This is a genomic window from Ideonella livida, assembly GCF_010499455.1.
GTDB classification, from domain to species: domain Bacteria; phylum Pseudomonadota; class Gammaproteobacteria; order Burkholderiales; family Burkholderiaceae_C; genus Ideonella; species Ideonella livida.
In genome coordinates, this window is sequence record NZ_JAAGOH010000006.1 from 195,323 (window position 1) to 216,314 (window position 20,992).

At 69.8% G+C, this 20,992-nt stretch carries 19 protein-coding genes; 7 read left to right on the plus strand and 12 right to left on the minus strand.

Going from position 1 to position 20,992, the window contains the following annotated elements:
* Window positions 1-13: 13 nt before the first annotated feature.
* Window positions 14-1,054 carry a recombinase RecA gene (gene recA / locus G3A44_RS07455; RefSeq protein WP_163456878.1) on the minus strand — a complete coding sequence of 347 codons (1,041 nt, stop codon included), beginning with the start codon at window positions 1,052-1,054 and terminating at the stop codon, window positions 14-16.
* Between the two features lie 243 nt (window positions 1,055-1,297).
* Here recA and G3A44_RS07460 point away from each other — a divergent pair, with 243 nt between their 5' ends.
* Together G3A44_RS07460 and G3A44_RS07465 are read left to right on the plus strand one after the other, a co-directional pair.
* Entirely contained in the window at window positions 1,298-1,969 is a 672-nt protein-coding gene (locus tag G3A44_RS07460; RefSeq protein ID WP_163456879.1) for a response regulator, read from the plus strand.
* A 26-nt stretch (window positions 1,970-1,995) separates the two neighbouring features.
* Entirely contained in the window at window positions 1,996-3,537 is a 1,542-nt protein-coding gene (locus G3A44_RS07465; RefSeq protein ID WP_163456880.1) for a sensor histidine kinase N-terminal domain-containing protein, read from the plus strand.
* Between the two features lie 33 nt (window positions 3,538-3,570).
* Here G3A44_RS07465 and rodA read toward each other — a convergent pair whose 3' ends face one another.
* The 5 genes from rodA to G3A44_RS07490 are packed head-to-tail and all read right to left on the minus strand — an operon-like array spanning window position 3,571 to window position 9,372.
* Window positions 3,571-4,725, minus strand: a complete 1,155-nt coding sequence (gene rodA / locus G3A44_RS07470) for a rod shape-determining protein RodA (protein WP_163456881.1) — start codon at window positions 4,723-4,725, stop codon at window positions 3,571-3,573.
* Window positions 4,722-6,785: a penicillin-binding protein 2 gene (gene mrdA, locus G3A44_RS07475; RefSeq protein WP_163456882.1), complete on the minus strand. Its 2,064-nt coding sequence runs from the start codon at window positions 6,783-6,785 to the stop codon at window positions 4,722-4,724. The genes rodA and mrdA overlap by 4 nt, the downstream gene beginning before the upstream one ends.
* Before the next feature lie 54 nt (window positions 6,786-6,839).
* Entirely contained in the window at window positions 6,840-7,358 is a 519-nt protein-coding gene (mreD, locus tag G3A44_RS07480) for a rod shape-determining protein MreD (protein ID WP_163456883.1), read from the minus strand.
* Window positions 7,355-8,278, minus strand: a complete 924-nt coding sequence (gene mreC / locus G3A44_RS07485) for a rod shape-determining protein MreC (RefSeq protein WP_163456884.1) — start codon at window positions 8,276-8,278, stop codon at window positions 7,355-7,357. Before mreC ends, mreD begins: the two co-directional genes overlap by 4 nt.
* A gap of 50 nt (window positions 8,279-8,328) precedes the next feature.
* On the minus strand, window positions 8,329-9,372 hold the full coding sequence (locus G3A44_RS07490) for a rod shape-determining protein (RefSeq protein WP_163456916.1): 1,044 nt from the start codon (window positions 9,370-9,372) through the stop codon (window positions 8,329-8,331).
* A 369-nt stretch (window positions 9,373-9,741) separates the two neighbouring features.
* Here G3A44_RS07490 and gatC point away from each other — a divergent pair, with 369 nt between their 5' ends.
* From gatC to gatB, 3 genes are read left to right on the plus strand one after another with little or no spacing between them, the layout of a single operon-like run.
* Complete coding sequence (gene gatC, locus G3A44_RS07495) at window positions 9,742-10,041, plus strand: Asp-tRNA(Asn)/Glu-tRNA(Gln) amidotransferase subunit GatC (RefSeq protein WP_163456885.1); 300 nt, start codon at window positions 9,742-9,744, stop codon at window positions 10,039-10,041.
* Window positions 10,038-11,531 (plus strand): Asp-tRNA(Asn)/Glu-tRNA(Gln) amidotransferase subunit GatA, encoded by a 1,494-nt coding sequence (gatA, locus tag G3A44_RS07500; protein WP_163456886.1) that lies wholly within the window; start codon window positions 10,038-10,040, stop codon window positions 11,529-11,531. Before gatC ends, gatA begins: the two co-directional genes overlap by 4 nt.
* Window positions 11,532-11,533: 2 nt before the next feature.
* Window positions 11,534-12,994 carry an Asp-tRNA(Asn)/Glu-tRNA(Gln) amidotransferase subunit GatB gene (gene gatB, locus G3A44_RS07505; RefSeq protein ID WP_163456887.1) on the plus strand — a complete coding sequence of 487 codons (1,461 nt, stop codon included), beginning with the start codon at window positions 11,534-11,536 and terminating at the stop codon, window positions 12,992-12,994.
* Window positions 12,995-13,061: 67 nt separating this feature from the next.
* Here the strand turns inward: gatB and G3A44_RS07510 are convergent, their stop codons facing one another.
* Together G3A44_RS07510 and pyrE are read right to left on the minus strand one after the other, a co-directional pair.
* Window positions 13,062-13,439: a hypothetical protein gene (locus tag G3A44_RS07510; RefSeq protein ID WP_163456888.1), complete on the minus strand. Its 378-nt coding sequence runs from the start codon at window positions 13,437-13,439 to the stop codon at window positions 13,062-13,064.
* Complete coding sequence (gene pyrE / locus G3A44_RS07515; protein WP_163456889.1) at window positions 13,429-14,103, minus strand: orotate phosphoribosyltransferase; 675 nt, start codon at window positions 14,101-14,103, stop codon at window positions 13,429-13,431. Before pyrE ends, G3A44_RS07510 begins: the two co-directional genes overlap by 11 nt.
* A gap of 21 nt (window positions 14,104-14,124) precedes the next feature.
* On the opposite strand from pyrE, the gene G3A44_RS07520 reads away from it, so the two are divergent.
* The gene (locus G3A44_RS07520; RefSeq protein ID WP_163456890.1) at window positions 14,125-14,925 is read left to right on the plus strand and encodes an exodeoxyribonuclease III; all 801 of its coding nucleotides are present in this window, start codon (window positions 14,125-14,127) and stop codon (window positions 14,923-14,925) included.
* An 18-nt stretch (window positions 14,926-14,943) separates the two neighbouring features.
* On the opposite strand, the gene G3A44_RS07525 is transcribed toward G3A44_RS07520, so the two are convergent.
* Window positions 14,944-16,017: a patatin-like phospholipase family protein gene (locus tag G3A44_RS07525; protein ID WP_163456891.1), complete on the minus strand. Its 1,074-nt coding sequence runs from the start codon at window positions 16,015-16,017 to the stop codon at window positions 14,944-14,946.
* Between the two features lie 167 nt (window positions 16,018-16,184).
* Between G3A44_RS07525 and G3A44_RS07530 the strand changes: the two genes are divergently transcribed.
* Window positions 16,185-17,378 carry a GNAT family N-acetyltransferase gene (locus G3A44_RS07530; protein ID WP_310734343.1) on the plus strand — a complete coding sequence of 398 codons (1,194 nt, stop codon included), beginning with the start codon at window positions 16,185-16,187 and terminating at the stop codon, window positions 17,376-17,378.
* Between the two features lie 68 nt (window positions 17,379-17,446).
* Here G3A44_RS07530 and G3A44_RS07535 read toward each other — a convergent pair whose 3' ends face one another.
* From G3A44_RS07535 to G3A44_RS07545, 3 genes are all read right to left on the minus strand, one after another.
* Window positions 17,447-19,651: a malate synthase G gene (locus tag G3A44_RS07535; RefSeq protein WP_163456892.1), complete on the minus strand. Its 2,205-nt coding sequence runs from the start codon at window positions 19,649-19,651 to the stop codon at window positions 17,447-17,449.
* An 88-nt stretch (window positions 19,652-19,739) separates the two neighbouring features.
* Entirely contained in the window at window positions 19,740-20,147 is a 408-nt protein-coding gene (locus tag G3A44_RS07540) for a heme-binding protein (RefSeq protein WP_163456893.1), read from the minus strand.
* A gap of 53 nt (window positions 20,148-20,200) precedes the next feature.
* Window positions 20,201-20,926, minus strand: coding sequence for a haloacid dehalogenase type II (locus G3A44_RS07545; protein ID WP_163456894.1), 726 nt, complete (start codon window positions 20,924-20,926; stop codon window positions 20,201-20,203).
* Window positions 20,927-20,992: the final 66 nt, after the last annotated feature.

The following is a 20,992-nucleotide window of genomic DNA, read 5'->3' on the forward strand; positions in this document are numbered from 1 at the left end:
CGGGCGTCAGGGCTCAGGCGGACGGGGCCGGGGGCTGGACGTTGAGCAGGGGCACGCCGTAGGCGGCGCGGACCTTGTTCTCGATCTCGCAGGCCAGGTCGGCGTTCTCCTTGAGGAACTCGCGGGAGTTGTCCTTGCCCTGACCGATCTTCTCGCCGTTGTAGGAGTACCAGGCGCCAGCCTTCTCGACGATGCGGGCGGCCACGCCCAGGTCGATGATCTCGCCCTCGCGGCTGGTGCCCTCGCCGTAGAGGATGTCGAACTCGGCCTCCTTGAAGGGGGGCGAGACCTTGTTCTTGACGACCTTGACGCGGGTCTCGTTGCCGATGACGTCCTCGCCCTTCTTGATGGAGCCGATGCGGCGGATGTCCAGGCGCACCGAGGCGTAGAACTTGAGCGCGTTGCCGCCGGTGGTGGTTTCGGGGCTGCCGAACATCACACCGATCTTCATGCGGATCTGGTTGATGAAGACCACCGTGCAGTTGGACTTCTTGATGGTGGCGGTGAGCTTGCGCAGGGCCTGGCTCATCAGGCGGGCCTGCAGGCCGGGGAGCTGGTCGCCCATCTCGCCCTCCAGCTCGGCCTTGGGGGTGAGCGCGGCCACCGAGTCGATGATGACCAGGTCGATGGCACCGGAGCGCACCAGGGAGTCGACGATCTCCAGGGCCTGCTCGCCGGTGTCGGGCTGGCTGATGAGCAGCTCGTGCAGGTTGACGCCCAGCTTCTGGGCGTACTGCACGTCCAGGGCATGTTCGGCGTCGATGAAGGCGGCGACGCCACCGAGCTTCTGCATCTCGGCGACGACTTGCAGGGTCAGCGTGGTCTTGCCCGAGGACTCGGGGCCGAAGATCTCGATGACCCGACCGCGCGGCAGGCCGCCCACGCCCAGGGCGATGTCCAGACCCAGCGAGCCGGTGGAGACGACCTGGATGTCCTCGGCCACCTCGCCCTCGCCCAGGCGCATGATGGACCCCTTGCCGAACTGCTTCTCGATCTGCGAGAGCGCGGCCTGCAGGGCCTTGGCCTTTTCGGGGTTGAGGGACTTGGGTTCCATGGGCTTCTCCGCGGGGTGGGTCAGGGCGACAGGTTGGGAAGATTGCCGCCATTGTGCCGGAAAGTTCGGCTTGGGCTGGATATTCGTACAGTATGCCGCCGCCGTCAACGGCCCCTGGCGACGGGGTGCGCGGACGGCACCCCGTGCGGCGTCAAGGGCAAGGGCATGGCAGGCTCCTAGAATCAACCCACGAAGAACACGGGCCGTCCGCCCCCTGGCGGAGCCGGCCCCAAGGAGACCCCCATGCGTATCCTGATTGCCGAAGACGACCAGGTGTTGGCGGATGGCCTGCTGCGCTCCCTGCGCGGCGCCGGATATGCGGTGGACCAGGTCGGCACGGGCACCGAAGCCGATGCCGCACTGGCCTCTCACGAGTTCGACCTCGTGATCCTGGACCTGGGCCTGCCACGTCTGCACGGCCTGGAGGTGTTGCGCAAGCTGCGCGCCCGGGGCAGTGCCATGCCGGTGCTGATCCTGACGGCGGCCGACTCCATCGAGCAACGCGTCAAAGGCCTGGACCTGGGGGCCGACGACTACATGGCCAAGCCCTTCTCGCTGCAAGAGCTGGAGGCGCGGGTGCGGGCCCTGACCCGGCGCGGCCTGGGTACCGCCAGCAGCGTGATCAAGCATGGCCCGCTGACCTTTGACGCCACCGGCCGGGTGGCCTACATCAACGACCAGATGGTGGAGCTGTCGGCCCGCGAGATCAGCCTGCTGGAGGTGCTGCTGCAGCGGGCCGGCCGCCTGGTGAGCAAGGACCAGCTGGTGGCCCGGCTGTGCGAGTGGGGTGAAGAGGTGAGCAACAACGCCATCGAGGTCTACATCCACCGCCTGCGCAAGAAGATCGAGCAGGGACCGATCCGCATCGCCACCGTGCGTGGGCTGGGCTACTGCCTGGAGAAGATCGCGGCCTGAGGCCGGCAACCGGGCCGCCTGCCGACATGCTCATCCGCCTGAGAGCCCGCAGCGAGAGCGGTGAGGCCGTGCCGCACGAGCAGCGCTCGCTGTTCGGCGAGATCCTGGACTGGATGCTCGCCCCGCTGCTGCTGCTGTGGCCGATGAGCGTGGCGCTGACCTGGCTGGTGGCGCAGAACATCGCCGCCCGCCCCTACGACCGCGACCTGGGCCAGCTCACGCGCATGGTGGCCCAGCAGATGCAGGGTGCGGCGGCGCTGGAGTCGCGCCAGCCCACCCGCCTGCCCGAGGCCGCGGCGGCCCTGCTGCGCAGCGATGACGTGGACCGCATCTACTTCCAGGTGCAGGACGACGGCGGGCGCCTGGTGGCCGGCGACCGCGAGATCCCCACACCCGAAGGAGAGCCCGGACCGTACAACGAGGTGCAGTTCCGCGACGACCTGATCCAGGGCGAGCCGGTGCGGGTGGCGCTGCTGCGGCTGCCCGCAGGCGATGAGGTGCCCTCGCAGATCGCGCTGGTGCAGGTGGCCGAGACGCTGGACAAGCGCTCGCGCCTGGCCACCGAGATCATCAAGGGCGTGATCCTGCCGCAGTTCGTGATCCTGCCGCTGGCGGTGCTGCTGGTGTGGTTTGCCTTGGCTCGGGGCATCGCGCCGCTCAACCAGTTGCAGCAACGCATCCGCCGGCGCGAGAGCCATGACCTGAGCCCGATCGACGAACACGACGCCCCCGAGGAGGTGGCCCCCCTGGTGCGCTCGATCAACGACTTGCTGGCGCGTCTGGACACTTCGATGGGCTCGCAGAAGCATTTTCTGGCGGATGCGGCGCACCAGCTCAAGACGCCGCTGGCGGGCCTTCGCACCCAGGCGGAGCTGGCCCAGCGCGAGATCGACGCCAGCGGCGACGTGCAGTCGGTGCGGCGCTCGCTGCAGCAGATCGCGCTGTCGAGCCAGCGCGCGGCCCACATGGTCAACCAGCTGCTGGCCATGGCGCGTGCCGAGGACAAGGAACAGGCCCTGCGGCTCAAGTCCTTCGACCTGGTGGCCCTGGCCACCGAGACGGTGCTGGACTTCGTGCCCAAGGCCATGGACAAGCGCATCGACCTGGGCTACGAGGGCCCGGTGGAGGGTGAGTCGGTGCCCCTGCTGCTGGGCCAGCCCATCCTGGTGCGGGAGCTGGTGCGCAACCTGGTGGACAACGCCCTGCAGTACACCCCGGCCGGCGGCACGGTGACGGTGCGGGTGACGCCCGACCCCTTCGGGCAGGTGATGGTGCTGCAGGTGGAGGACAACGGCCCGGGCATCCCCGAGGCCGAACGCGAGCTGGTGTTCCAGCCCTTCTACCGGGCGCTGGGCACCAACGTGGACGGCTCCGGCTTGGGGCTGGCCATCGTCAAGGAGATCGCCGACAAGCACGAGGCCAGCCTGGAGATCACCGCGGCGCGCACGCCGACCCACCCGGAGGACCGGCCGGGGGCGCAGTTCACGGTGCGCTTTCCGCTGCGGCCGCTGGAGGCCGGCACCCCAGCGGGCCCCCAGGCCAGCGAGGGCGCGGGCGGGCCGGCCTGAGGCAGCCGCCACGCCCCCCGGGCCCGTGCCGGATCAGGCCCGGATCAGGCGACGGGTGCGGGCGATGGACATGAGCATGCCGAAGGACAGGCCCAGGGTGACCATGGCGGTGCCGCCGTAGGACACGAAGGGCAGCGGGATGCCCACCACCGGCAGGATGCCGCTGACCATGCCCATGTTGACCATGGCGTAGGTGAAGAAGCTCAGGGTGAGCGCACCGGCCAGCAGGCGAGAGAACAGCGTGGGCGCGGCCAGGGCGATGGCCAGCCCGCGCAGGATGACCAGGGTGAACAGGGCCAGCAGCACGCCCACGCCCACCAGGCCGAACTCCTCGGCGAAGGCGGCGAAGATGAAGTCGGTGGTGCGCTCGGGGATGAACTCCAGATGGGTCTGGGTGCCCTTCATGAAGCCCTTGCCCGGCACGCCTCCGGAGCCGATGGCGATCATGCCCTGGATGATGTGGAAGCCCTTGCCCAGCGGGTCCTTGGTGGGATCGAGCAGGGTGCAGACGCGGTGCTTCTGGTAGTCATGGAGCACGCGCCAGTCCACCTCGGGCTGGCAAAGGTAGTCGCCGGAGAGCACCAGGGCGGTGACGGCGATCACACCCGTGGCCACCAGCGGGATGATGAGCTTCCAGCTCAGCCCGGCGAAAAACAGCACGTACAGGCCACCGAACAAGATGAGCAAGCCGGTGCCCAGGTCGGGCTGCTTGACGACCAGGCCCACAGGCAGCAGCAACAGGGCACCGGCGATGAAGAAGTCCACCGTGCGCAGCTGTCCCTCGCGCTTCTGGAACCACCAGGCCAGCATGAGCGGCGCGGCCAGCTTGAGGATCTCGCTGGGCTGGATGACCACGCCGACGTTGAGCCAGCGGGTGGCCCCCTTCTTGGTGATGCCGAACAGCGCGGTGGCCACCAGCAGCGCCACCCCCACGGTGTAGAGCGGCAGCGCCAGTGCGGCCAGGCGCTGGGGCGGCACCTGGGCGACGATGAACATCAGGCCAGCGGCCAGCAAGAGGTTGCGGCCATGGTCCACGAAACGGGTGCCGTGGTCGAAACCCACCGAGTACATGGTCACCATGCCCAGGGTGGCCAGCAGGGCCAGCCCCACCAGCAGGGGCAGGTCATAGCCTTGCACCAAGGGGGCCAGTCGCCGCCACAGGGGCGGCCGCTCGATCACCTGGTTCATGGAGTGGTTCCGGAGGAAGCGGGCCGGGCAGGCCGGGCGGCGGAGGCGGCCGGGGCCGCGCGCGGCGCGGCGGCACTGGCCGGGGCCGCCGGCACCGCCGGCTCCACACCGGCCAGGCGCGGCAGCGGCACGGAGGAGGCGGGGCGCTGCGCGCCCACCGGCGCTGCCGACAGCCCCTGCCGTGTGAGGGCCACGTCCTCGGGGCTGGGGTCCAGGCCCAGCAGGACATGGTCGAAGACCCGCCGGGCGATGGGCGCGGCGGCGGCAGCCCCCCAGCCCGCGTTCTCGACGATCAGCGCCAGGGCGATGTGCGGCTCGTCACGGGGGGCGAAGGCGACGTAGAGCGAATGGTCGCGCAGGTGCTCGGCCATGCGGTTGGCGCTGTATTTGGCGTTGCCCTTGAGGCCCACCGCCTGCGCGGTGCCGGTCTTGCCGCCCGAGAGGTAAGGGGCCCCGGCAAACACGCGGGTGGAGGTGCCGGCCACCGTGACGCCGTACATGGCGTCGCGGATCACCGCCACATGCTCGGGCTTGAGCGGCAGCGGCGCCAGCGCCGCGGCCGAGACGCGGCGGCGCCCGCCGTCGATCGCGCTCTCGATCTCGCGCACCAGCCGCGGCTCGTAGCGCTGCCCGCCCGAGACCAGGGTGGACAGGGCCGAGGCCATCTGCAGCATGGTGAAGTTGTTGTAGCCCTGCCCAATGCCCAGCGAGATGGTCTCGCCGGCATACCACTTCTTGTTCTCGGGGCGCTTGTTGACCCGCCGCTTCCATTCGGTGGAGGGCAGCACGCCGGTGAGTTCGCCCTCCAGGTCAATGCCGGTGCGCCGGCCGAAGCCGAAGGGCGAGAGCTGCTCGTGGATCAGGTCCACGCCCATCTCGTTGGCCAGGGTGTAGTAGTAGACGTTGGAACTCTCGACGATGGAGCGGCGCATGTCCATGGCGCCGCCCTTCTCGTTCTCCGGGCTGCCGTAACGGTGGCCGCCGAAGAAGAAGGAACCGTTGTCGTGGATGATGACCGAGGGCCCGCGCTTGCCACTGTTGAGCGCGGCCATGGCCATGAAGGGCTTGTAGGTGGAGCCCGGCGGGTAGGTGCCCCGCAGCGCGCGGTTGAGCAGCGGCTTGTCGATGGACTCGTTGAGCTCCTTCCAGTTCTCGGCGTCGATGCCGTCGACGAACAGGTTGGGGTCGAAGGTGGGCTTGGAGACGAAGGCCAGCACCTCACCGTTGCGCGGGTCGATGGCCACCAGGGCGCCTCGGCGCTCGCCGAACAGCTCCTCCACCATGGCCTGCAGGCGGATGTCGATGGACAGCACCAGGGTGTGGCCCGGCGTGGGGGGCTGGCTGCGCAGGCGGCGCACCGCGCGGCCGCCGGCGGTGGTCTCCACCTCCTCGAAGCCGGTGACGCCGTGCAGCGCCTCCTCGTAGCGCTGCTCCAGGCCCAGCTTGCCGATGTACTCGGTGCCGCGATAGTTGGCCTGGCGCTCCTCGTCCCAGTCCTCCATGGCCAACTTCTCGGCCTGGTTGATGCGGCCGATGTAGCCCAGCAGGTGGCTGCCCACCTCGCCAAAGGGATAGTGGCGGAACAGGCGCGCCTTGATCTCCACACCCGGGAAACGGTAGCGGTGGGCGATGAAGCGGGCGACCTCCTCGTCGCTCAGGCGGTTGCGGATGGGCAAGGATTCGAAGCTCTTGCTCTCCTCCAACTGGCGCTTGAAGCGCTTGCGGTCGCGGGCCTGGATGTCGATGAAGGTCGACAGGCCGGCGATGGTGCCCTCCAGGTCCTCCACCTTGGAGGGCGTGATCTCCAGCGTGTAGGCCGTGTAGTTGGTGGCCAGCACCACGCCGTTGCGGTCCACGATACGGCCGCGGTTGGGCACGATGGGCAGCACCGCGATGCGGTTGGCCTCGGCCCGGGTAGAGAGCTCCTCATGGCGCAGCACCTGCAGGTTGAACAGGCGCCAGACCAGCAGGCCAAAGCACACCAGCACCGTCACCGCGGCCACGACCACGCGCAGGCGGAACCGGTCCTGGTCGGAATCGAAGTGGGAGAGCGTGGGCATGGCGGCCTCAGCGGCGGGACCCGGCCCGCGCGGCCCCGGCGGCGCGGCGGCGGGTCACAGCGGGCGGTTCTTGTCGGGGTCCGGCGGCCGGCGCTGCGGCGCCAGCAGCAGCCAGGTGGCCAGCGGCCAGAGCAGGGCCTCGTAGAGCGGCGCCAGCAGCAAGGTCCAGCCTGGAAAGCCGTCGCCCACCCCCAGCCGCACCAGCAGCGACACCAGATGGGCCGCCGCCAGCAGCGGCAGCACCTGGATGACCTGCTCCAGCACCCCGAACCACAGCAGGCGGCGGTGGATCATGGTGGCGCCAAAGCTCAGCAGGGTGTAGGCCAGGGCATGCTGACCCAGCAGGGCCGCTTCATGCACATCCATGAGCACGCCAAAGACGAAGGCCACGCCAACGCCGATGCGCCGGGGCTGATGCACATTCCAGAACACCAGCACCAGGGCCAGCACGTCCGGCGCGGCCAGCTGACGCCCCAGGGGCAGCAGGTTGAAGGCAAAAGCCGCCAGCAGCGTGAACCACAGGAAGAAGGGGTTGACCGGCAGCAGCAGCTGGTCACCGCGCGGCATGATCATTTGGCTCGCCCTTTCTTGCCCGCCGGCGCCGAGGCGGCGGCGGCTTGTGGCAGCGGCCGTGGCGGCAGCTGCAGGCCCACCGGCTCCAGCACCAGCGCATGGCGCACGGTGTCGGGACGGGCGGCCGGGGTCAGGCTGATGCGGGCAAAACCGGCGTCGCCGCGGCGGTCCACGGTACGCACCGTGGCCACGGGCAGGCCGGCGGGATAGATGCCGTCCACGCCGCTGGTGGTCAGCAGGTCGCCGGCTTTCACATCGTCGTTGGCGGCCACGAAACGCAGCTCCAGCAGGCCGCCGTCCTGGCCACCAAAGGCCACGCCCCGGTGCCCGGTACGGGCGTTGAGCACAGGGATGGCGGCGTCCCGATCCACCAGCAGCGTCACCTCGGAAGTGAGCAGATACACACGGGTGACTTGCCCCACGATGCCCTCGGCGGTGATGACGGGGGAGCCCGGCTGCACACCGTTGTCACTGCCGCGGTCGATGACCACCTTGCGGGAGAAGGGGTCGCTGGCCTCGTAGAGCACCTCGGCGGCCAGGCTGCGCACCTTGAGCGTGGGACGCAGCTGCAGCAGGGTGCGCAGTTGCTGGTTCTCCAGCGCCAGCTGGTCGGCCCGGGCCGCGCGCTCGGCCAGCCGGGCCTCGCGGGCGGCGGCGTCCACCTCACGCTGGCGCGCAGCCTCCAGCCCCCCGAAGTAAGCGTGCGCTTCCTGGGCACCCGCCAGCGGCAGGCCCAGCACCCGGGTCAGCGGGGTCATGGCGGTGGCCAGGGCATTGCGCAGGGGCGTGGTCACACCCAGGCGGTGATCGGCCACCATCAGGAAGAGGGCCAGCGTGGAATACAGGCCGAGCTTGCCCACCGCCGAGAGTCCCTGACGGAACAGTGGCGGAGGGGAACGGTCCAGGGTGCCCAGCGGCATCGCGCTTCAGCCCAGTGCTGCCAGAGTCGGCGCCCGGCAGGGCGCGGGCTTCACTCGGAAGTGAAGAGCGAGCGCACGCCGTCCATGCGGTCCAGCGCCATGCCGCAGCCGCGCACCACGCAGGTCAGCGGCTCCTCGGCCACCAGCACGGGCAGGCCGGTCTCCTCGGCCAGCAGGCGGTCCAGGTCGCGCAGCAGGGCGCCACCGCCGGTCAGCATCATGCCGCGCTCGGCGATGTCGGCTCCCAGCTCGGGCGGGGTCTGCTCCAGCGCGTTCTTCACGGCCGACACGATCTGGTTGAGCGGATCGGTCAGCGCCTCCAGGATCTCGTTGGACGAGATGGTGAAGCTGCGGGGCACGCCCTCGGAGAGGTTGCGGCCCTTGACCTCCAGCTCCTTGACCTCGGAGCCGGGGAAGGCCGAGCCGATGCTCTTCTTGATCATTTCGGCGGTGGGCTCGCCGATCAGCATGCCGTAGTTGCGGCGGATGTAATTGATGATGGCCTCATCGAACTTGTCGCCGCCCACGCGGACCGAGCCCTTGTAGACCATGCCGCCCAGGGAGATGACGCCCACCTCGGTGGTGCCACCGCCGATGTCGATGACCATGGAACCCGAGGCCTCGGAGACCGGCAGGCCCGCGCCGATGGCGGCAGCCATCGGCTCCTCGATCAGGTGCACCTCAGAGGCGCCGGCGCCCAGGGCGGCGTCGCGGATGGCGCGCTTTTCCACCTGGGTGGAGCCGCACGGCACGCAGATGATGATGCGCGGGCTGGGCTTGAGCATCGAGCTCGGGTGCACCATGCGGATGAACTGCTTGATCATCTGCTCGGTGATCACGAAGTCGGCGATCACACCGTCCTTCATGGGACGGATGGCCTCGATGTTGCCCGGCACCTTGCCCAGCATGGCCTTGGCCTCATGGCCCACCGCCTGGATGACCTTCTTGCCGTTGGAGCCGCCCTCGTGGCGGATGGAGACGACCGAGGGCTCATCGAGCACGATGCCCTTGCCGCGGACGTAGATCAGGGTGTTCGCGGTGCCCAGGTCGATCGCCAGATCGGTGGACACATAGCGGCGCAGCGTAGAGAACATGGTCAAGTGCGAGGAAGCTTGGTGTGCGTCCGCGAGCGGTCGAGGGCTGCCCGGCCGAGGTGGCAGGTCAGACTCCAGGACTCGGGGCGCATGTATGGGTGACGGGTGGTGACGGTACGGGGCGAGCGCGCCTTCTGGCCGGGGACGCATGACTGCATCAGACCCTGCACCGGAAGGCCGCCCCCGTGTCGCCATAAGACGCCGACGGGAGCATCGGGGTTGACCGGAGATAATACCGCAAGCCCCCGCCCCGCCGGCGGGCGACCGGTGTCATTTCCCGTCGTTTTCCCAGCTGTGACGGGCCTTTGCCGCGCATGCCCTGCATGCCTGGCCGCCCTGGCCCCGCAGCCACTAGCACTGCCCTCACCCATGGCCCTCACCCCTGCGGACGTGAGCCGCATCGCGCAGCTCTCACGCCTGGAGCTCTCCGGCGACGAACCCGAGCGCCTGCTGGCCCAGCTCAACGGCTTCTTCACCATCGTCGAACAGATGCGTGCGGTGGACACCACCGGCGTCGAGCCGCTGGCCACGCCACTGTCGGCCATCCACGACGTGCAGCTGCGCCTGCGCGACGACGTGGTGACCGAGACCAACCAGCGCGAACTCAACCAGCGCAGCGCCCCGGCCGTGGAAGCCGGCCTGTTCCTCGTGCCCAAGGTGATCGAATGAGCGCCCCCGCCCTGCACAGCCTGGGCGTGGCCCAGGCCGCCCGCGCCCTGGCCGCCGGCCAGGTGTCTGCCGTCGAGCTGACCCGCCACCTGCTGGCCCGCACCGAGGCCGACGCCGCCCTGGGCGCCTTCCTGCATGTGGACGCCGAAGGCGCGCTGGCCGCCGCCGCCGCCGCCGACGCCGCCCGCGCCGCCGGCCAGGCCGGCCCGCTGACGGGCGTGCCCATCGCGCACAAGGACATCTTCGTCACCGCCGACATGCCCACCACGGCCGGCTCCAAGATCCTGGCCGGCTACCGCAGCCCCTTCGACGCCACCGTGGTGGCGCGCCTGAAGGCCGCCGGCACGGTGAACCTGGGCAAGCTCAACTGCGACGAGTTCGCCATGGGTTCGGCCAACACCAACTCGGCCTACGGCCCGGTGCTCAACCCCTGGGACCGCGGCCGCGTGCCCGGCGGCTCCTCGGGCGGCTCAGCCGCCGCGGTGGCCGCGCGCCTGGTGCCCGCCGCCACCGGCACCGACACCGGCGGCTCCATCCGCCAGCCCGCCAGCTTCACCGGCATCACCGGCATCAAGCCCACCTACGGTGTGTGCAGCCGCTACGGCATGATCGCCTACGCCTCCAGCCTGGACCAGGCCGGCCCCATGGCCCGCTCGGCCGAGGACTGCGCGCTGCTGCTCTCGGCCATGAGCGGCTTTGACGAGCGCGACGCCACCAGCGCCCAGCGCCCGGCGCAGGACTTCCATGCCCAGATGCAGCAGGCGCGCGAAGGCGCCAGCGCCAGCCAGCCCCTGGCCGGCCTGCGCATCGGCCTGCCGCGCGAGTTCTTCCCTGCCGCCCTGGCGGCTGACGTGGACGGCGCCGTGCGTGCCGCCCTGTCTGAGCTGCAGCGCCTGGGCGCCACCCTGGTGGACATCAGCCTGCCGCGCACCGAGCTGGCCATCCCGGTCTACTACATCATCGCCCCGGCCGAAGCCAGCTCCAACCTGAGCCGCTTTGACGGCGTGAAGTTCGGCCACCGCGCCGCGCAGCACGGCGACCTGCTGGACATGTACAAGAAGAGCCGGGCCGAGGGCTTTGGCGCCGAGGTCAAGCGCCGCATCATGACGGGCACCTACGTGCTCAGCCACGGCTACTACGACGCCTACTACCTGCAGGCCCAGAAGCTGCGGCGCATGATCGCCGACGACTTCCAGGCCGCCTTCGCCCAGTGCGACGTGATCGCCGGGCCGGTGGCGCCGACGGTGGCCTGGCCGCTGCAGGGCCACAGCGCCGACCCGCTGGCCGACTACCTGGCCGACATCTTCACCCTGCCCGCCAGCCTGGCCGGCCTGCCCGGCATGAGCGTGCCGGCCGGCTTCAGCCCGCAGGGTCTGCCAGTGGGCCTGCAGCTCATCGGCAACTATTTCCAGGAAGGCACGCTGCTGCACGCCGCCCACGCGCTGCAGCAGGTCACCGACTGGCACACCCGCGCCCCGGCAGGAATCTGAGCATGACGACGACGAACAAGCCCCAACTGGTGCGTGGCTACGAGGTGGTGATCGGCCTGGAGAACCACGTCCAGCTCTCCACCCAATCCAAGATCTTCAGCGGCGCGTCCACCGCCTTCGGTGCCGAGCCCAACACCCAGGCCTGCGCGGTGGACCTGGCGCTGCCGGGCACGCTGCCGGTGCTCAACCGCGCGGCGGTCGAACGCGCCATCCGCTTCGGTCTGGCCGTGGGCGCCAAGGTGGCGCCGGTGTCGGTCTTCGCCCGAAAGAACTACTTCTACCCCGACCTGCCCAAGGGCTACCAGATCAGCCAGTTCGAGATCCCGGTGGTCCAGGGCGGCAAGGTGGAGTTCTTCGTGGGCGACCAGAAGAAGGTGGTGCAGCTCACCCGCGCCCACCTGGAGGAAGACGCCGGCAAGAGCCTGCACGAGGACTTCCACGGCCAGTCGGGCATCGACCTGAACCGCGCCGGCACCCCGCTGCTGGAGATCGTCTCCGAGCCCGACATGCGCTCGGCCCAGGAAGCGGCTGAGTACGCCAAGACCTTGCACGCCCTGGTCATGTGGCTGGGCATCTGCGACGGCAACATGCAGGAAGGCTCGTTCCGCTGCGACGTGAACGTCTCGGTGCGCAAGCCCGGCGCGCCCTACGGCACCCGCCGCGAGATCAAGAACCTCAACAGCTTCCGCTTCCTGGTGGACGCGGTGAACTATGAGGTGAACTGGCAGATCGACCAGATCGAGGACGGCTACGCCATCCAGCAGGCCACGGTGCTCTACAACCCCGACAAGGGTGAGACGCGCGCCATGCGCAGCAAGGAAGACTCGGCCGACTACCGCTACTTCCCCGACCCCGACCTGCCGCCGCTGGTGATCGCGCCGGAGTGGGTGGAGCGCGTCAAGGGCGAGATGCCCGAGCTGCCGCGCGCCATGGCCACGCGCTTTGTCGACGCCGATGGCCTGCCGGCCTACGACGCGACGATGATGACCCAGAGCCTGGCCTTCGCCCGCTACTACGAGGCTGCGCGCGACGCCTGCAAGGCCCCCAAGCTGGTGGCCAACTGGCTGATGGGCGAGGTGAGCAAACGCCTGAACACCGAGGGTCGCGAGATCGATGCCTCGCCGGTGGCGCCGGTCACGCTGGCCGCGCTGATCACGCGCATCCAGGACGGCACCATCTCCAACAACTCCGCCAAGCAGGTGTTTGACGCCCTGTGGAGCGGTGCCGGCGCCGACGTGGACGCCATCATCGACGCCAAGGACCTGCGCCAGTCCAACGACACGGGGGCCCTGGAAGCCATCGTGGCCGAGGTCATCGCCGCCAACCCCAAGTCGGTGGAGGAATACCGCGCCGGCAAGGACAAGGCGTTCAACGCCCTGGTGGGCCAGGTGATGAAGGCCAGCAAGGGCAAGGCCAACCCGGCCCAGGCCAGCGAGCTGCTCAAGGCCAAGCTGGCAGGCTGAGGCCGCGCCGCCGGCGCGGGGGCAGGCACCGGCCAAGCCGGTGCCTGCCCGGGATGCCTGGGCCGCTTCAGCGCGCCGTGGGCGTGCCGCCGCGGAACTCTTTGAGCTTGAGCTGGCAGTTCAGGGGCGGGGCATCGCCGGTCTGCCACAGGGCCGTGGAGCGGTCGAGCTGCAGGCTGGCCTTCTTGCCCGGCGCAAAGAACAGCGCTGCGCCGGTCTGGCGCACGCGCTCCAGGCGCACACCCGGGCCACTGGGCTTGCCGCCCTCGGCCGGCAGCAGCTGCACGGTGGCCTCGCGCGGGGTGCTGCGCACCCGCAGCACCTGCCCGTCAGCACAGGTGTAATCGGTCTGCGAGGCCCATGCCGGCACCGCCCCCAGCAGCATCAGAGACAGGCCCAGGCCGCGCCAGCAGGCGCCGCAGCCGAGCGCGCGCTCAGATGCCATAGCGCTCACGGTAGGCGGCCACGCGGGGCTTGTTGGCGGCCAGGGCGGCGTCGCCGGTGGTGTCCAGGAACGCCATCAGGTCGGCCAGGGTGGCAATGGAGACCACCTGCAGGCCCAGCTCCTGCTCCACGTACTGCACACCGCTGCGGCGGTTGGCCGGATCGTCCTTGGCGCGCTCCTGGCGGTCCATGGTGATGGCCACGCCCACCGGCGTGGCGCCGGCGGCGCGGATCATGTCGGCCGCCTCGCGCTTGGAGGCGCCGTCGGTGATCACGTCGTCGATGATCAGGACCTTGCCCCGCACCGGCGCGCCCACCAGGGTGCCGCCTTCGCCATGGTCCTTGGCCTCCTTACGGTTGTAGGCGTAGGGCACGCTCTTGCCCTCCTTGGCCAGGCCGATGGCCACCGCCGCGGCCAGGGTGATGCCCTTGTAGGCCGGGCCGAAGAGCATGTCGAACTCCAGGCCCGAAGCGATCAGACGCCGTGCATAGAATTCCCCAAGCTTCATCAGCTTGGCGCCGTCATCGAACAGACCGGTGTTGAAGAAGTAGGGCGACTGCCGGCCGGCCTTGGTCGTGAAGTCGCCGAAGCGCAGCACCCCCGCCTCCACGGAGAACTTGACGAATTCCTGGGCCAGGTCGTGGATGCGTGCGGTATCGGTCATGAATGCAGGGAAAGACAGCCAATGGGATTGAAGCTGGTGACGCTGAACCTGAACGGCATCCGTTCAGCCGCGACAAAGGGCTTTGCGGAATGGGCCGCCAGCGTGGCGCCTGATTGTATGGGGGTGCAGGAGGTCAAGGCCCAGGCAACCGACGTTGCCGGCAAGTTCGATGACGTTGCCGGCATGAAGGGCCATTTCCACTATGCACAGAAGAAGGGCTATTCCGGGGTGGGGCTCTACACCCGGCACGAGCCCAGCGACGTGGTCGTGGGCCTGGGCGTGCCCGAGTTCGACGACGAGGGGCGTTGGGTGGAGCTGCGCTTTGACATCCCCGGCCGCGCCTTGAGCCTGATCAGCTGCTACTTCCCCAGCGGCTCCAGCGGGCCGGAACGCCAGGCCGCCAAGTTCCGCTTTCTGGACGTGATGGCGCCGCACCTGGCCCGGCTGCGGGCCCAGCGCGAGTTCATCCTGGTGGGTGACGTGAACATCGCCCACCGCGAGGCCGACCTCAAGAACTGGAAGGGCAACCTCAAGAACTCAGGCTTCCTGCCCGAGGAACGCGCCTGGATGAGCACCCTGCTCGACCCCGCCCAGGGCGGCCTGGTGGACGTCTACCGCCGCCTGCACCCCGACACCACCGACGCCTGCTACACCTGGTGGAGCAACCGCGGCCAGGCCTATGCCAAGAACGTGGGCTGGCGGCTGGACTACCACCTGGCCACGCCTGCCCTGGCCGAAGGCGCCCGCACGGCCAGCATCTACAAGGACCAGAAGTTCAGCGACCACGCGCCGCTGACCATCGACTACGCCTGGTCGATCTGAGAGGCTGAGCCGCCGCACTCAGCGCGCGCCGGCCTGGGACGCCGCCGCGGCCACCCCGGGGGCGGTGGCGCCGGCGGCCGCCGCACGGCGGGCATTCACCAGCCACTGCTCCTGCCAGCGTTTCTGCCAGGCCGCCACCGCCTCGCGCAGTGCCGGCAGCGCCGCCTGGGCGGCGCGCTCGCCCTCCAGCAGGGCGTTGTGCTTCTGGTCAAAGTCGGCCGGGCCCATCTTGCCCACCCGCGGCCGGATCACCACGTCAGCCCGGGCCATCTCCTGTTCACCCAACTTCTGGCCCATGATGGTGATGGTCTGGTTGATGTTGCCCAGGATGCTGTCGGCGCGGCCATCGGTGGCCTTGCTGGAGATGTCCACCGCCACCACCAGCTCGGCACCCAACTCGCGGGCGGCATCCACCGGCACCGGACTCACCAGGCCGCCGTCCACATAACGCTTGCCGCTGATGAGCACCGGCTGGAACACCCCGGGGATGCTGCAGGAGGCGCGCACCGCCTGCCCGGTGTTGCCGGTGCGGAAGATCACGCGGTTGCCGGTGTCCAGCTCGGTGGCCACGGCCGCAAAGGGCTTGGCCAGCTTGTCCAGCGGACGCTGCTGCACCAGCTCGTTGACGTAGTCGCGCAGCTTCTCGCCCTTGACCAGGCCGCCGGCGCCGAACAGCGTCACGTCGCGCACCCGCCCCTCGTCCAGGGCGAAGGACTGCTCCTGCAGTTGGAAGGCCGACAGGCCCGAGGCGTAGAGCGCCCCCACCACACTGCCCGCGCTGGTGCCGGAGACGAACTGCGGCACGAACCCCGAGGCCTCCAGCATCTTGAGCACGCCCACATGGGCAAAGCCCTTGGCGCCGCCGCCGCCCAGGGCGATGCCCAGCTTGGGCTGCGGCGCGGGCGGCGCCACCAGCGGAGGTGGCGGCGGCGGGGGCGCCACGGGCTCGGGCGCGGCCGCCGGAGCGGCCGGCGGGTTGCTGCCGCAGGCGCCCAGCGCCAGCGTGCCCACGGCCAGCGCCAACCAGGCACGACGCAGGGGCAAGGAAAGCGGCGCGTCGGCGGGCGCGGGGGTCACGTGAAGGGGCGGCATGGCGGTGCGGGGTGGTTCGGATCGCGGGGGATCGGAACCGCCGATTCTGGCAGCCGGTCCGCCGCACGCATGTCCCACGCCCAGACAGGGGCGTTGGCCGCGGCCGCCCCCCACCTGCCGCAGGGCCGCCAAGATGCGGGCCTGCCGCCACGTCCCCCCGCCCCATCGTGCTCGACACCGCCCTGCCCCCCGCGTTCACCCTGCGTGTCCATACCCACCCCACCGCCGTGGACGCCGCCGCCTGGGATGCCCTGCTCGCCCGCCAGTCCCGGCCCACGCCCTTCATGCGCCACGCCTACCTGGCCGCGCTGCAGGCCTCGGGCAGCGCCACGCCATCCACCGGCTGGACGCCCTGCTGGCTCACCCTGCACCGGGGCGAGGCGGCCGAGGCCCCGCTGGCGGCGGCCACCCTCACCTGGCTCAAGACCCACTCCTACGGCGAATACGTGTTCGACTGGGCCTGGGCCGAGGCCTACCAGCGCCACGGCCTGGCCTACTACCCCAAGCTGCTGGGCGCCGTGCCCTTTACCCCCGTGCCCGGCAGCCGCCTGCTGGCCGAAGATGCCCCCAGCCGGCGCGCCCTGCTGGAGGCGCTGCGGGAATTGACGCGCCGCCAGCAGCTCTCCTCCGCCCACCTGCTGTTCCTGGACGAGGCTGAGCAGGCCGACGCCCGTGCCGCCGGCTGGCTGCTGCGCAGCGGCGTGCAGTTCCACTGGACCAACCGCCAGCCCACACCCTATGCCGACTGGCCTGACTTCCTGGCCAGCCTCCAGCGCGAAAAACGCAAGAAGATCCAGCAGGAGCGCCGTCGCGTGCAGGCCGCCGGCATCACCTTCCGCATGCGGGAAGGCGCGGCCATCACCGAAGCCGACTGGGACTTCTTCCACCACTGCTACCAGCTCACCTACGCCGCCCACCGCTCCACGCCCTACCTCACGCGGGACTTCTTCACCCGCATGGCGCAGACCCTGCCCGAACACTGGTTGATGTTCATCCCCCAGCGCCCGGAGGGCACGCCTGTGGCCGCGTCCTTGGTGGCCATCGACCGCGCCCAGGGCACCGCCTGGGGCCGCTACTGGGGCGCCACCGAACCCATTGACTGCCTGCACTTCGAGGCCTGCTACTACCAACCCCTGCAGTGGTGCATCGCCCAGGGTTTTGCCCGCTTTGAAGGCGGCGCCCAAGGCGAGCACAAGATGGCCCGCGGCCTGCTGCCGGTGCCCACGGCCTCCGCCCACTGGCTGGCCCACCCGCAGTTCGCCCGCGCGGTGGAGGACTTTCTGGCCCGCGAGGGCCAAGGGGTGGAGGCCTATCTGGATGAGCTGCGGGAGCGGGATCCGTTCAGGCGTACCCCGGAATGAAAAGCGGCGCCCCGCAGGGCGCCGCTCATGTCTCCTCAGACCTTCTTCTCTTCAATCGTTGCGGGGCCTCAGGCGCTGGCCTTCACCTTCAAGCGCCAGGCATGCAGCAGCGGCTCGGTGTAGCCGCTGGGCTGTTCCTTGCCCTTGAAGACCAGGTCCAGGGCGGCCTGGAAGGCGGCGCCATCGGGGTTGGCCACCAAGGGCTTGTAGGCGGCGTCGCCGGCGTTCTGGGCGTCCACCTTGGCGGCCATGCGGGCGAAGGACTCGCGCACCTGGGCTTCAGTCACCACGCCGTGGTGCAGCCAGTTGGCGACGTGCTGGCTGGAGATGCGCAGGGTGGCACGGTCTTCCATCAGGCCCACGTCGTTGATGTCGGGCACCTTGGAGCAGCCCACGCCTTGGTCCACCCAGCGCACCACATAACCCAGGATGCCCTGGATGTTGTTGTCGATTTCCTGCTGCTTCTCGGCCTCACTCCACTTGGCTTCGGCAACGACCGGGATGGTCAGCAGGTCAGACAGCAGCTTGGCGGTGACTTCAGCGTTGTCGGCGTCGCCGCTGGCTTCGATGGCCTTTTGCACGTCAGACACCAGCACCTGGTGGTAGTGCAGGGCGTGCAGGGTGGCGGCGGTGGGGCTCGGGGTCCAGGCGGTGTTGGCGCCGGCCTTGGGGTGGCCGATCTTCTGCTTGAGCATTTCGGCCATCAGGTCGGGCATGGCCCACATGCCCTTGCCGATCTGGGCGCGGCCGCGCAGGCCGCATTGCAGGCCGATCAGCACGTTGCGGCGCTCGTAGGCGGCAATCCAGGCGCTGGTCTTGATGTCGCCCTTGCGCATCATCGGGCCGGCCAGCATGGCGGTGTGCATCTCGTCGCCGGTGCGGTCGAGGAAGCCGGTGTTGATGAAGGCCACGCGGCTCTTGGCGGCGGCGATGCAGGCCTTGAGGTTGACGCTGGTGCGGCGCTCCTCGTCCATGATGCCCAGCTTGACGGTGCTGTCGGGCAGGCCCAGCAGCTGTTCCACCCGGGCAAACAGCTCGCAGGCGAAGGCCACTTCGGCCGGGCCGTGCATCTTGGGCTTGACGATGTAGACCGAGCCCTTGCGGCTGTTGCGCAGGCCGGGGGTGCCCAGGCCCTTGAGGTCGTGCAGGGCGATGGTGGTGGTGACCACCGCGTCCATGATGCCTTCCGGAATTTCCTTGCCTTCTGCGCCCCACAGGATGGCCGGATTGGTCATCAGGTGGCCGACATTGCGCACGAACAGCAGGCTGCGGCCGTGCAGGGTGACGTTGCCCTGGCCGTTGGCGGCGGTGTAGACGCGGTCGGCGTTCAGGCCGCGGGTCATGGCCTTGCCGCCCTTGGTGAAGGTCTCGGTCAGCGTGCCGCGCAGGATGCCCAGCCAGTTGGCGTAGCCCACCAGCTTGTCCTCGGCGTCCACGGCGGCGACGGAGTCTTCCAGGTCGAGGATGGTGGACAGGGCGGCTTCGACCACCACGTCGCTGATGCCGGCGGCGTCACTGGCGCCAATGGCGGTGCTGCGGTCGATCCGGATGTCCAGGTGCAGGCCGTGGTGGGCCAGCAGCAGGCTGCTGGGGTTCTGGGTGGCGCCCTGGTAGCCCACCAGCTGGGTGGGGTTGGCCAGGCCGGTGAAGGTGCCATTGGTCAGGCGCACGACCAGCTGACCCGCCTCGACGGCATAGCCGGCGGCCTGGCTGTGGCTGGCGTTGACCAGGGGGGCGGCCTGGTCCAGGAACTGGCGGGCAAAGGCGATGACCTTGGCACCGCGGGCCGGGTTGTAGCCCTGGCCCTTGTCGGCGCCATCGGTCTCGGGGATGGCGTCGGTGCCGTACAGGGCGTCGTACAGGCTGCCCCAGCGGGCGTTGGCGGCATTCAGCGCGTAGCGGGCGTTGAGGATGGGCACCACCAGCTGCGGGCCGGCTTGGATGGCCAGCTCGTCGTCCACATTGGCGGTGGTGGTTTGCACGTCGGCCGGCACGGGCACCAGGTAGCCGATTTGCTGCAGGAAGGCCTGGTAGGCGGCCATGTCCGCGATCGGACCTGGGTGGGCTTGGTGCCAAGCGTCCATCTCGGCCTGGATGCGGTCACGCTCGGCCAGCAGGGCGGCGTTCTTGGGCGCCAGGTCGGCCACGATCTGGTCAAAACCCGCCCAGAAGGCGGCGGCGTCGACGCCGGTGCCCGGCAGCACCTGCTCTTCAATGAAGCGGTGCAGCTCGGTGGCCACTTGCAGGCCGTGGATCGGGGTGCGTGCGGTCATGGGGGTGGTTCCTTCTTCCGGGTAGGCGGTTGTCGTGGGTTCTGAAATCGGAGCGGGTGTGCGGGCTGGCGGGCCAGCGGGTGGTGCTTCAGCCCAGCAGGGCGGCAATGCCGGCGCGGGCCACCTGGGCATCCTGGTCAGACTTGACGCCCGACACGCCCACGGCGCCGACCACCTGGCCGTCCACCACCACCGGCACCGCGCCTTCCAGCGTGCCCTGCAGCACGGGGGCGGAGAGGAAGGCGGTGCGGCCGTTGTTGATCATGTCCTCATAGACCTTGCTCTCCTTGCGGCCCAGGGCGGAGGTGCGCGCCTTTTCGGTGGCCATGTAGGCGGTCATGGGGGCGGCGCCGTCCAGCCGCGTCAGGCCCAGCGGGTGGCCGCCGTCGTCCACCACGGCGATGGTCACGGCCCAGCCCTGGCGTTGGGCCTCGGCGGTGGCGGCGGCCAGCAGGGTTTGCACGTCTTCGGCCTGGAGCACGGGTTTGGTCTTCATGAGGGTTCTCCTGAGGGGGGTCGGAGGGGAAAGAAGGCAGGCGGCGGCCCGGCTCAGGCCGCCGCAGGAAAGAAATCGAGCACGGCGCGCAGGCTGGTGCCGATGCGGTGCGGCTCGGTGCCCAACTGCTCCAGCGGCGCGCCGCTGCGGTTGACCCACAGCGTGGTGTAGCCGAACCAGGTGGCACCGATGGCGTCCCAGCCGTTGCTGGAGACGAAAAGGATGTCGCGCGCCGGCAGGCCCAGCGCGTCCGGCCCCAGCTGGTAGGCGGCCGGGTGGGTCTTGAACTGGCGCACGGCATGCACGCTCAGCACCGGGTCCAGCAGCTCGGCAAAACCAGCGCTCTTGGTGGCCACGGCCAGCATGTCCGGGTCGCCGTTGGAGAGGATGCCGGCGCGGATGCCCCGGGCCTTGAGCGCGGCCAGCACCTCGCGGTTCTCCGGGAACGCGGAGAGGTGGCGGTACTCGTTCATCAGCCGCAGCTCGGTGGACGGGGTGAGCGCCAGGCCCAAAGCCGCAGCGCTGGTGCGCAGGGCGGCCAGGGTCAGCTCCCAGAAGGGGCGGTAGCGTGCGCCGTCGGGGGCGCTCATCGACACCAGGCGGGTGTAGTCGATCTGGCGGGTGCGCCACTGGCTGGCCAGGGCCTGGCCGTGGCCGGGAAACAGCTGCTCGGCCGTCAACGCCACGCTGTAGACGTCGAACAGGGTGCCAAAAGCATCGAACAGCACCGCCTTGGGGGCGGCGGCCGGGACACGGGCGGGAGCATGGCGCTTTTCCATGCGCCCACTGTATTGGATACTTCAACAAACATTAATAGACCGAAAGTTGATTGATTTGTGACTTTT

Coding starts and splice junctions, on each gene's coding strand:
- recA (WP_163456878.1), bottom strand. CDS start 1,054: ATGGAACCCAAGTCCCTCAACCCCGAAAAGGCCAAGGCCCTGCAGGCC.
- G3A44_RS07460 (WP_163456879.1), top strand. CDS start 1,298: ATGCGTATCCTGATTGCCGAAGACGACCAGGTGTTGGCGGATGGCCTG.
- G3A44_RS07465 (WP_163456880.1), top strand. CDS start 1,996: ATGCTCATCCGCCTGAGAGCCCGCAGCGAGAGCGGTGAGGCCGTGCCG.
- rodA (WP_163456881.1), bottom strand. CDS start 4,725: ATGAACCAGGTGATCGAGCGGCCGCCCCTGTGGCGGCGACTGGCCCCC.
- mrdA (WP_163456882.1), bottom strand. CDS start 6,785: ATGCCCACGCTCTCCCACTTCGATTCCGACCAGGACCGGTTCCGCCTG.
- mreD (WP_163456883.1), bottom strand. CDS start 7,358: ATGATCATGCCGCGCGGTGACCAGCTGCTGCTGCCGGTCAACCCCTTC.
- mreC (WP_163456884.1), bottom strand. CDS start 8,278: ATGCCGCTGGGCACCCTGGACCGTTCCCCTCCGCCACTGTTCCGTCAG.
- G3A44_RS07490 (WP_163456916.1), bottom strand. CDS start 9,372: ATGTTCTCTACGCTGCGCCGCTATGTGTCCACCGATCTGGCGATCGAC.
- gatC (WP_163456885.1), top strand. CDS start 9,742: ATGGCCCTCACCCCTGCGGACGTGAGCCGCATCGCGCAGCTCTCACGC.
- gatA (WP_163456886.1), top strand. CDS start 10,038: ATGAGCGCCCCCGCCCTGCACAGCCTGGGCGTGGCCCAGGCCGCCCGC.
- gatB (WP_163456887.1), top strand. CDS start 11,534: ATGACGACGACGAACAAGCCCCAACTGGTGCGTGGCTACGAGGTGGTG.
- G3A44_RS07510 (WP_163456888.1), bottom strand. CDS start 13,439: ATGGCATCTGAGCGCGCGCTCGGCTGCGGCGCCTGCTGGCGCGGCCTG.
- pyrE (WP_163456889.1), bottom strand. CDS start 14,103: ATGACCGATACCGCACGCATCCACGACCTGGCCCAGGAATTCGTCAAG.
- G3A44_RS07520 (WP_163456890.1), top strand. CDS start 14,125: ATGGGATTGAAGCTGGTGACGCTGAACCTGAACGGCATCCGTTCAGCC.
- G3A44_RS07525 (WP_163456891.1), bottom strand. CDS start 16,017: ATGCCGCCCCTTCACGTGACCCCCGCGCCCGCCGACGCGCCGCTTTCC.
- G3A44_RS07535 (WP_163456892.1), bottom strand. CDS start 19,651: ATGACCGCACGCACCCCGATCCACGGCCTGCAAGTGGCCACCGAGCTG.
- G3A44_RS07540 (WP_163456893.1), bottom strand. CDS start 20,147: ATGAAGACCAAACCCGTGCTCCAGGCCGAAGACGTGCAAACCCTGCTG.
- G3A44_RS07545 (WP_163456894.1), bottom strand. CDS start 20,926: ATGGAAAAGCGCCATGCTCCCGCCCGTGTCCCGGCCGCCGCCCCCAAG.